We start from the raw sequence: 10616 nt of genomic DNA, 5'->3' as shown, positions 1-10616 counted from the left end.
CACTATTGAGTTCTCAAACAACAGGCACACCCGGCACCAGGAACAACCCCTCAGGGCCACCCCATCGCTCCGGAGCAACTTTTCAAACTTACCCGCCGATCTTTTCTCTGTCAAATCGTCCGGACCCGGTTCGTTCCAGCCGGTTGAGCCGGCCTTTTACGTGGATTTCCGTCCGATCGACTCTCCCGATCAGCGGATAACTAGTGTATCACCATTAGCCGGCAGATGTAAATTCCACCTGCCGGCTACCTCGTGAACCCCGGAATTACGCGGATTCAGGCTTCAGGTACAGGGCTCCCAGGGGCGGAACGGTAATGAGCGCCGAAGCCGGCTGCCCGTTGTAGCCGCCTTCCTTCGCGACGATCCTGCCATCGGGATTCCCTACGCCGGATCCGCCGAATTCGGCGGCGTCGCTGTTGAGCACTTCCGTCCAAGTGCCGGCCCAGGGCAGCGCCAGCTGGAATTTCTGGTGCGGCTCCCCGGCGAAATTGACAACGCACACCAGCGGATTCCCCTGACTGTCCCAGCGGGTGAAGGACAGCGTGTTCCGGGTTCCGTCATTGGCATCCAGCCATTCGAACCCTGCCGGATCGTTGTCGCGGGCGAACAGCGCCGGCGTCTCCCGGTAGACCTCGTTGAGGTTCTTGACCAGCAGCTGGAGCCCCTGGTGCTCGGGGTACTCCGTGATCCACCAGTCCAGGCCCTTGGATTCGGACCATTCCGGACCTTGGCCGAACTCGGTTCCCATGAAGATGAGCTGCTTGCCCGGGTGGGCCCACTGGAATGCCAGGTAGGCCCGCAGATTGGCGAACTGCTGCCAGCGGTCGCCGGGCATCTTGTGCAGCATCGATCCCTTGCCGTGGACAACCTCGTCATGGCTGATCGGCAGCAGGAAGTTCTCGGTGAAGGCGTAGATCATCGAGAAGGTGATCTTGTTGTGGTGGTACATGCGGTGCATCGGGTCTTCCGCGATGTACTCCAGGCTGTCATGCATCCAGCCCATGTTCCATTTCAACCCGAATCCAAGGCCGCCTGAGCTCGTGGCCCGGGTAACGCCGTCGAACGCTGTGGATTCCTCCGCGATGGTGACGATGCCGGGCACCCGCTTGTACGCCGTGGCGTTGACCTCCTGCAGGAAAGAGATAGCCTCCAGGTTCTCGCGGCCGCCGTGGATGTTCGGGTACCACTGTCCCTCTTCGCGTGAATAGTCCCGGTACAGCATGGAGGCGACGGCGTCCACGCGCAGGCCGTCGATGTGGAACTCCTCCAGCCAGTACAGCGCGTTGGCCACCAGGAAGTTGCGCACTTCGCGCCGGCCGAAATCAAAGATCAGCGTGCCCCAGTCCGGGTGCTCGCCCAGGCGCGGGTCGGCGTGCTCGTACAGCGGCTGGCCATCGAAGCGCGCCAGCGCCCAGCTGTCCTTCGGGAAGTGCGCCGGCACCCAGTCCATAATGACGCCGATGCTGGCCTGGTGCAGTTTGTCGACCAGGTACTTGAAGTCGTCCGGATGCCCGAACCGCGACGTCGGTGCATAGTAGGACGTCACCTGGTAGCCCCAGGACCCGCCGAACGGGTGCTCGGCCACCGGCATCAGCTCCACGTGGGTGAAGCCCTGTTCCTTGACGTAGCCGACCAGTTCTTCGGCCAGTTCGCGGTAGCTCAGGCCCATCTTCCACGAGCCCAGGTGGACCTCGTAGACGCTCATCGGCGAATTGTGCGGGTCCCTCGCCGACCTGGCCTTCATCCATTCCTGGTCCGCGAAGGTGTAGTGGGATTCCACCACTCGGGAACCTGTCAGCGGCGGCACCTCGGTATAGCGGGCCATCGGATCCGCCTTCTCATGCCAGTGCCCGTCCTTGCCCAGCAGTTCGTACTTGTAGATGGCGCCCGCCGCGACCTCGGGAATGAAGATTTCCCAGATGCCCGAACTGCCCATCGAACGCATCGCGTGATGCACGCCGTTCCAGCCGTTGAAGTCGCCCTTGACCCGGACCGCCTGCGCGTTCGGGGCCCACACCGCGAAGCTGGCACCGGTGATCTCGCCCAGCATGGAGTTGTAGCGGCGCAGGTGCGAGCCAAGGACGGTCCACAGCGTTTCATGGCGGCCTTCGGCGATCAGATGCAGGTCCACTTCGCCCACGGTCGGCAGGAACCGGTACGGATCGTCCACGGTCTCCGGCGTCCCGGTGTAGTCCACTTCCAGCCGGTAGTCCGGAACGTGGCCTTCGTCTTCAGCCGGCAGCGCGCCGACCCAGATGCCGTTGTGCTCATGGACCAGCGACAGGCGGGCCGTCGGCGTGATGACGGTGACGCTGCGGGCCAGCGGGCGGAGTGTACGGAAGGTAACCGTTCCGGCGTCGTCCAGGTGTGCGCCCAGCACGGCATGCGGCTGGTAGTAGCGCCCATCGGCGACGGCCGCCAGGGTGTCGTGCGGCACCCGCATTGGCTCCCGGCCGCCGTCGGAAACTCCGGTTGCGCCCGAAACGGTATTTCCATGCTCTGTCACTGCAGTGCCCCCTTTGGGTTGGGTGTCGGAGTGTCCGCCGGCCCGCAGGGCCTGGCGCACGGCACCGACCGGAACGCCGACCCAGGTGGGCCGGTTCCGCATTTCATAAACCACTTCGTACAAGGCCTTATCCAGCCACAATCCCACGAACAGCGGGTCCGCCGTGTCCACGCGCTGGCCGGTCTCTTCTTCATAACCGCGCAGGAACGCGGCGCTGGCGGCCGCGGCCCAGGCCCGGGCTTCGTCGGCGCGGCTGTCTCCGTTCCGCTCCGGGGCCGCATTGATGACGACGCCGGCGGCATAGTCGAAGGAACGCAGCATGCCCACCACGTCGCGCAGCGCAACATCGGGCAGGCTTCGTTCGGCGGTGGGCCGCAGCGGTTCGCCCTCGAAGTCGAGCACGACCCAGCCGCGATCGGGCGAATGCAGCACCTGGCCCAGGTGGTAGTCGGCATGGATGCGCTGCAGCGGCGGCAGTTGGTCCAGGGACCGCAGCTTCTCCACTGCGCTCCGTACCTGCTCGTCATACGGGCCGACGGTCTCCCGTGCCTCGTCCCAGGCCCATTCGATGCGCTGGATGAGCGCCTCGAGGAATTCCTTGCGTTCCGGTCCGCTGGCCGTCGTTGTACCCATGGCACCGGCCAGCTGGCGGTGGATGCGGCCGGTCACCCGCCCGAGTTCGGCCGCCTCGGCGGTAAAGTCCGTGCCGTCCAGGGCCGCGGTCGATGCCGTCCGCCAGGCGTCCGTGCTCCCTACGAGGAATTCGCGCAGCACACTCAGATGCCCCGTGACGGTCCCGTCCGCGGCCGAGGGATCGTCCCAGCCGCCCGTCACCCAGCCGAAGGTGACGGGAACGTCGGTGGAGCCGGCGTCGGTGAGCCGCGCATTGATTTCGACGTCGGGGCTTTCGCCGACCGCCAGCGTGCGGAAGAACTTGAGGATGACCGACCCGCGCCGGCTGTCCACCACCACCGAGGTATTGGACTGCTCCCCGCCGAGCACCGCCGATTCCAGCGGTTCGGCGAAGGCCGGCCACTGCTGGAAGCCGCTTTCGGCGTGGCCGCTGCAGCGGCCGTCCGCCGTCGTGGCCGCGGTGCGCATCAGTTCCAGCCAGGCGGCGACGAAGGCTGGATCGTAGGCGCCGTCATAAACCCAGCAGTGCCCCAGATCCTGGTGCTCCGCCTCGCCGACCAGTGCGCCGCCGTCGATGCCCTGCAGCGGCTCGCGGCGGAAGCTGAGCGGAATATTGACGACGACGGTGCGTCCCGCTGATTCGACCGCAGCCAGATGCACTTCCAGTCCGGTGTTGCCGGCCGGGTCCTGCAGCCGGATCCCGCCGACCCGCGTCAGGGTAAAGTCCTGCCCCGTCGCCGGGAACCAGCGTTGCCGCGCCAGCCACGGCGTCAGCAGGTCAGAAAGGTTCGGTGTCAGCTGTGCCATCAGGATGTTACCTCCGAAATTGGGATGATCGGCATGGCGGAGGTGGCAGGCGATGCGAGGTTTGACGCGAGGGCGCGGACCCGCAGCCAGAAGAAATCGTGGCTGCCCAGCGTCAGCGTCAGCGTGCCGTCATTCCCGAAGGCAGGAAACGGCGTGCCCCCGAAGCAGTCCCGCAGCCCACGGTCCGCGTACTCGGGCAGCTGGACCGATGTTGCGACCGGATGCTGCGAGAGATTGAACACACAGAGCACGGATTCGGCCTGTTCGCCTTCCGGGTTGCCCTCCGGCAGTTCGCGCAGGAATGCCAGAACCTGCTCCGAGTCCGTCTGGACGTTGCGGTAGCCGCCCAGTCCGAAGGAAGGATGGGCCTTGCGGACCGCCAGCATCTGCCGCAGCCAGTGCAGCAGCGAACTGGAGTGCGCCAACTGCGCTTCAACATTGACGTGGTTGAAGTGGTAGACCAGGGACTGGATCACCGGCAGGTACAGCTTGCCCGGGTCGGCCATCGAGAAGCCGGCGTTGCGGTCCGGGTTCCACTGCATCGGGGTGCGGACGGCATCGCGGTCCTCAAGCCAGATGTTGTCCCCCATGCCGATCTCGTCCCCGTAGTAAAGGAACGGGCTGCCCGGCAGCGAAAGCAGCAGTGCGTGGATCAGTTCCATTTCGGCGCGGGAATTGTCCAGCAGCGAGGCAAGCCTGCGGCGGATACCGATGTTGGCCCGCATCCGGGAGTCCGGGGCGTACCAGCCAAGCATGGCTTCGCGCTCCTCGTTGGTGACCATTTCCAGCGTCAGCTCGTCGTGGTTGCGCAGGAACGTGCCCCACTGGGCTCCGTTGGGGATCTGGGGTGTCTCAGCCATCGTTTCGATGATCGGCGCGGCCTTCTGGTCACGCAGTGCATAGAAGATGCGGGGCATGATCGGGAAGTGGAACGCCATGTGGCATTCCGGCCTGAATTCCCCGCCCTCGCCGGTGCCGCCGAAGTACTCGACCACGTCATGGGGCATTTGGTTGGCCTCGGCGATAATCACCCGGCCGGGATAGCGTTCGTCCACCATGGCCCGCAGGTCCTGCAGGAACTTGTGCGTGGCCGGCAGGTTCTCGCAGTTGGTGCCGTCTTCCTCAAAGAGATAGGGAATGGCGTCGGCGCGGAAGCCGTCGATGCCCTGGTCGAGCCAGAACCGGACCACGTCGAAGATCGCCGCAACCACTTTGGGATTCTCGAAGTTCAGGTCCGGCTGATGGCTGAAGAAGCGGTGCCAGAAGTACTGGCGGCGGACCGGGTCGAACGTCCAGTTGGATTCCTCGGTATCCACGAAGATGATGCGCGCGTCCTGGTACTTCTCATCCGTATCGCTCCAGACGTAGAAGTCGCCGTAGGGCCCCTCCGGATCGGACCGGGACTGTTCGAACCACTCGTGCTTGTCTGAGGTGTGGTTGATCGGCAGGTCGATGATCACCCGGACGCCGCGGGCGTGGGCCTCCGCCACCAGCCGCTTGAAGTCGCTGATCGTACCGAATTCGTCGAGGACGTCATAGTAGTCCTGGATGTCATAGCCCCCGTCGCGCAGCGGGGACTTGAAGAACGGCGGCAGCCACAGGCAGTCGATTCCCAGCCACTGCAGATAGTCCAGCTTGTCGATCAGCCCGGTAAAGTCCCCGGAACCGTCCCCATTGGCATCGGCGAAACCGCGGACCAGCACTTCGTAGAACACCGCCTTGCGGTACCAGTGCGGATCGTGGGCCAGTCCGGGCGCATTGAGTTGGAACGGGTTGACCATGCTCAGCTGCCCCTCCGCACATGGAGAATGTGCGCCGGTTCCACAAAGGCATCCAGCCGGACGTAGTTATGCTCACCCCACTGCCAGCTCTGGCCGGTCAGCAACTCGTCCACCCAGAACGTGCCGTCCGGGCTGACGTCCCGCGGATCCAGTTCCAGGGCCGCCAGATCTAGGGAGACCGTGGATTCACGTGCGCTGTGCGGATCCAGGTTGACGACGACGATGAGGGTGTCCTTCCGCACGCCTTCCGGCACCGTTTCATCCGGAACGTTCTTGTGCTTGGAGTAGACAATCGTCGCCGGATCCGTACTGCGGTGCAGGGTCAGGTTCTGCAGGTCCCCGAGGGCGGGGTGCGCACGGCGGATCTCATTGAGCCGCGTCAGGTAGGGCGCCAGGGAACGGCCCTCGGCCTCCGCAGCGGCGAAGTCGCGCGGCTTGTACTCGAACTTCTCGTTGTCGATGTACTCCTCGGCGCCCGGGCGCGGCACATGCTCGAACAGTTCGTAGCCGGAGTAGACGCCCCACAGCGGGCTGGCGGTGGAGGCCAGGACCGCCCGCAGCTTGAAGGCCGCCGGTCCGCCGTACTGCAGGAACTGGGTCAGGATGTCCGGGGTGTTCACGAAGAAGTTCGGGCGGAAGTATGCCGGGGTCTCGTGGCTGACCTCGGTGAAGTACTCCTCCAGCTCCTGCTTCGTGTTGCGCCAGGTGAAGTAGGTATAGGACTGCTGGAAGCCGGCCTTGCCCAGGGCATGCATCATGGCCGGGCGGGTGAACGCCTCCGCCAGGAACACCACGTCCGGATGCTTGCGGTTGACCTTGCGGATGAGCCACTCCCAGAAGGCAAGCGGCTTGGTGTGCGGATTGTCCACGCGGAAGATCTTCACCCCGTGGTCCACCCACAGCAGAACGATCCGCAGCACTTCCTTGGCCAGGCCCTTGGGGTCGTTGTCGAAGTTCAGCGGATAGATGTCCTGGTACTTCTTCGGCGGGTTCTCCGCGTAGGCGATCGAGCCGTCGATCCGCGTGGTGAACCATTCCGGATGTTCGGTGACCCACGGATGGTCCGGCGAGGCCTGCAGCGCCAGGTCCAGGGCGACTTCCAGATTGAGCTCGTTCGCGCGTGCTACAAAGGCGTCGAAGTCCTCGAACGTGCCGAGGTCCGGATGGATGGCGTCATGGCCGCCGTCCGCGCTGCCGATGGCCCAGGGCGATCCGGGGTCGCCGGGCTCGGCAACCAGCGTGTTGTTGCGGCCCTTGCGGAAGGTCACGCCGATCGGGTGGATGGGTGGCAGGTAAACGACATCGAATCCCATGGCGGCGACGGCATCCAGCCGACGTGCCGCCGTCGTAAAGTTGCCCGAATTCCACCTGCCTGCGTGCGGATCGTAGACCGCGCCTTCGGAGCGCGGGAAGAATTCGTACCAGGCACCGCGGCCGGCCCGCTCGCGCTCCACCAGAATGGGATAAGGCTCCGAGCAGGTCACCAGATCGCGGATGGGCTGGCGTTCGACGGCGGCAAGCACCTCGGGTGCCGTGCCCGCGGCCAGGCGGTCCGCCACCGGCAGCGAGTCGTCGGCCAGCCGTTCGGCAGCCCCGAGGAAGATCAGCCGGTCCTTCTGCTTGCGGTCCTCGTCCGCGCCCGCCTCCTCGAGCAGCGCGGCCCCCTCGGCCAGCATCAGTTCCACATCGACTCCGGCGGCGATCTTGACTTCCGCGTTGTGCCGCCATGTGCCGTAGCGATCCCCCCAGCCCTCGATCACGAAGGTCCACAGGCCCACATCGGTGGGGCGCAGGGACGACACCCAGCGGTCCGTTCCCGGCACGGGCATGCGCAGGCGCGCGCGCTGGGCTTCGACGCCCTCCGGGTCGTAAAGGACGGCCGTTACGCCGAGCTGGTCATGGCCCTCGCGGAACACCGTGGCCGCAACTGCCAGGTCCTCGCCCGGAATGGCCTTGGCGGGGAACCGTCCGCCGTCCACAACCGGAGACACATCCGTGATCGGGATCCGCCCGAACCGCATTTCATCAGTGGACAAAATTCTTTGTGGCAACGCGCTGGAAGTGGTCACAACGTAGACGTTAGCGATATTCGTCACCGATTGCGAAGGGTCCGTGACGCCATTCGACAGTTATTAACGGGTTTACCGGGCTGAAACCTAAGTCATGATGAATTGCGCTAGTGTTTGCCGGGTGAAGGCAATCCGCAGATTTACCGTACGCACTGTCCTCCCGGAAAACATCGCGCCGTTGGGCAAATTGGCAGTGAACCTGCGCTGGTCCTGGCACCAGCCCACCACCAGGCTTTTCGAGGAAATCAACCCGGAGGCCTGGGCCGAAAGCGGCAATGATCCGGTGAAGTTCCTCGGATCCGTGACCCGGGAACGCATCCAGAGGCTGTCGGAGAACGCTAGCCTCGTCAGCCGTATCCAAGAACTGGGCGCAGACCTGGACCGCTACCTCACCGAACCCCGCTGGTACCAGGGCCTGGGTGCGAATGCACCGAAGGCCATCGCCTACTTCTCCCCCGAATTCGGTATCAGCGCGGTCCTGCCGCAGTACTCGGGCGGCCTCGGCATCCTGGCCGGCGACCATCTGAAGGCCGCCTCGGACCTGGGCGTGCCGCTGATCGGCGTCGGCCTGCTGTACCAGGCTGGCTACTTCAAGCAGTCCCTGTCCCGGGATGCCTGGCAGCAGGAAACCTACCCGGTGCTGGATCCGGACGGACTGCCGCTGTCGCTGCTGCGGGAAGCTGACGGCACGCCCGCACGCATCGAACTGCCGCTGCCGGACGGACGGCGTCTGCTGGCGCATATCTGGAGGGCCGACGTCGGCCGCGTCCCCCTCCTGCTGCTGGATTCCAACGTGCCGGGCAACGATGACGCTGCCCGCAATGTGACCGACCGGCTGTACGGCGGCGGCGGCGACCACCGGCTGCAGCAGGAACTGCTGCTGGGCATGGGCGGCGTCAAGGCGCTGCGCATCTTCGAGCGCCTCACCGGCACTCCGGCACCGGAGGTCTACCACACCAACGAAGGCCACGCCGGTTTCCTGGGTGTCGAGCGCATCCGTGAACTGATGGACCCGGCGGTGACCAAGGAACCGCTGACCTGGGACGAGGCGCTGGCAGCCTGCCGCGCGTCAACCGTCTTCACCACCCATACCCCGGTTCCCGCCGGGATCGACCGGTTCGAAGTCATCCAGATCGCGCACTACTTCCGTTCCGGGCTGGCGCCGTCCGTGCCAACCGAAAAAATCCTTGCCCTGGGCGCGGAAAGCTACCCCGGCGGCGATCCGGCGAAATTCAATATGGCGGTCATGGGGCTGCGGCTGGCGCAGCGTGCCAACGGTGTGGCCAAACTGCACGGCGTCGTCTCCCGCGAGATGTTCGCGGGACTGTGGCCGGGCTTCGACCATTCCGAAGTGCCGATCACCTCGGTGACCAACGGTGTGCACGTGCCCACGTGGGTGGATCCCGAAATCGCGGAGTTCACCAAGGCCACCTTCGGCACCGAGTCCGTGGTGGACCCACAGTGGGGCCGCGCCTATGACGTGGAAGACAAGGAGATCTGGGCGTTGCGGCGCAAACTGCGCAGCAACCTCATCGCCGACGTCCGCCGCCGGGTGCGGTCCGCCTGGAAGAAGCGCGGCGCCGCCGATGCGGAACTGGCCTGGACGGAAACGGTCCTGGATCCCGACGTGCTGACCATCGGCTTCGCCCGCCGCGTGCCCACGTACAAGCGCCTGACCCTGATGCTGCGCAACCCTGAACGGCTCAAGCGGCTGCTGCTGCACCCGGAGCGTCCCATCCAGCTGGTCATCGCCGGCAAGTCCCACCCGGCGGATGAAGCAGGAAAGCGGATGATCCAGGACCTGGTGCGCTTCAGCGACGACCCGGCGGTCCGCCACCGGATCGTCTTCCTGCCCAACTATGACATTGCCATGGCCCGCACGCTGTTCCCCGGCTGCGATGTCTGGCTGAACAACCCGCTGCGGCCGCTCGAAGCCTGCGGCACGTCGGGCATGAAGGCCGCCATCAACGGCGGCCTGAACCTGTCCGTGCTGGACGGCTGGTGGGACGAAATGTACGACGGCGACAACGGCTGGGCGATTCCGACCGCCAACAACGGCGCCAGCGCTGAAGAGCGCGACGACATCGAGGCCGCGGCCCTCTACGACCTGCTGGAGAAGGAGGTCACGCCGCGCTTCTACGGTCTGCCCAGCAGCGAACAGGCTGCCGCAGCGGTCACGGAGGTGCCCGCCGGCGCCGCGGACCGCGTTCCCCACGCCTGGGTCTCCATGATCAAGCACACGCTGGCGACCTTGGGTCCGGCGGTCTCCGCCGAGCGGATGCTGCAGGATTACGTGGGCAACCTGTACCGGCCGGCCTGCGAGGCCGGACGGGCGGCCGCCGCGGACAAGTTCGCGACGGCCCGGTCCCTGGCCTCATGGACCCGGCATGTGCGCGAAGGCTGGTCCGGCGTCATGGTCGAGCACGTGGATTCGATCGGGGTTTCCGAGGATCCGCAGATCGGCGACACCCTCACCGTCAACGCCTATGTCCGGCTGGGCTCGCTGACGCCAGAGGATGTGTGCGTCGAGGTCGCGTTCGGCCGCGCGTCGGAGAACGACGAGCTCAGCGAGATCACGATCGTGCGGCTTGAGGCCGGCGAGGACCTGGGGGCCGGGCGCTTCCTGTTCACCGGAAAGATGGTGATCGACCGCTCGGGTTCCTTCGGCTATACGGTTCGGGTCCTGCCCGACAACGTGAACCTTGCGACCAAGGCGGAGCTGGGACTGATCGTCAACGCCTGACGTCCAATGCCGGTTCCATGAGGCTAGGGACCGGGCCGCCGCGTACAAGTTCGCGACGGCCGCCCGTCCAGCCTCGC

General features: G+C 65.5%; 4 protein-coding genes. 1 reads left to right on the top strand and 3 read right to left on the bottom strand.

The genetic code is table 11. The features are described from left to right. Positions 1-265 precede the first annotated feature (265 nt). Genes glgB through AC5RWU_RS22590 form a run of 3 tightly spaced genes read right to left on the bottom strand, consistent with a single transcriptional unit; the run spans position 266 to position 7748 of the window. On the bottom strand, positions 266-3946 hold the full coding sequence (gene glgB, locus AC5RWU_RS22600) for a 1,4-alpha-glucan branching protein GlgB (RefSeq protein WP_493986422.1): 3681 nt from the start codon (positions 3944-3946) through the stop codon (positions 266-268). Then, positions 3946-5727 (bottom strand): maltose alpha-D-glucosyltransferase, encoded by a 1782-nt coding sequence (gene treS / locus AC5RWU_RS22595; protein WP_493986421.1) that lies wholly within the window; start codon positions 5725-5727, stop codon positions 3946-3948. Before treS ends, glgB begins: the two co-directional genes overlap by 1 nt. 2 nt (positions 5728-5729) lie before the next feature. Continuing rightward, positions 5730-7748 carry an alpha-1,4-glucan--maltose-1-phosphate maltosyltransferase gene (locus AC5RWU_RS22590; RefSeq protein ID WP_493986423.1) on the bottom strand — a complete coding sequence of 673 codons (2019 nt, stop codon included), beginning with the start codon at positions 7746-7748 and terminating at the stop codon, positions 5730-5732. Positions 7749-7917: 169 nt separating this feature from the next. Between AC5RWU_RS22590 and glgP the strand changes: the two genes are divergently transcribed. After that, positions 7918-10539 carry an alpha-glucan family phosphorylase gene (glgP, locus tag AC5RWU_RS22585; RefSeq protein ID WP_493986420.1) on the top strand — a complete coding sequence of 874 codons (2622 nt, stop codon included), beginning with the start codon at positions 7918-7920 and terminating at the stop codon, positions 10537-10539. Positions 10540-10616 lie beyond the last annotated feature (77 nt).

The organism is Arthrobacter sp. B0427-1-12 (assembly GCF_059092905.1).
The sequence above is the reverse complement of the archived record's forward strand: the minus strand, read 5'-3'. Positions and strand labels throughout refer to the sequence as shown.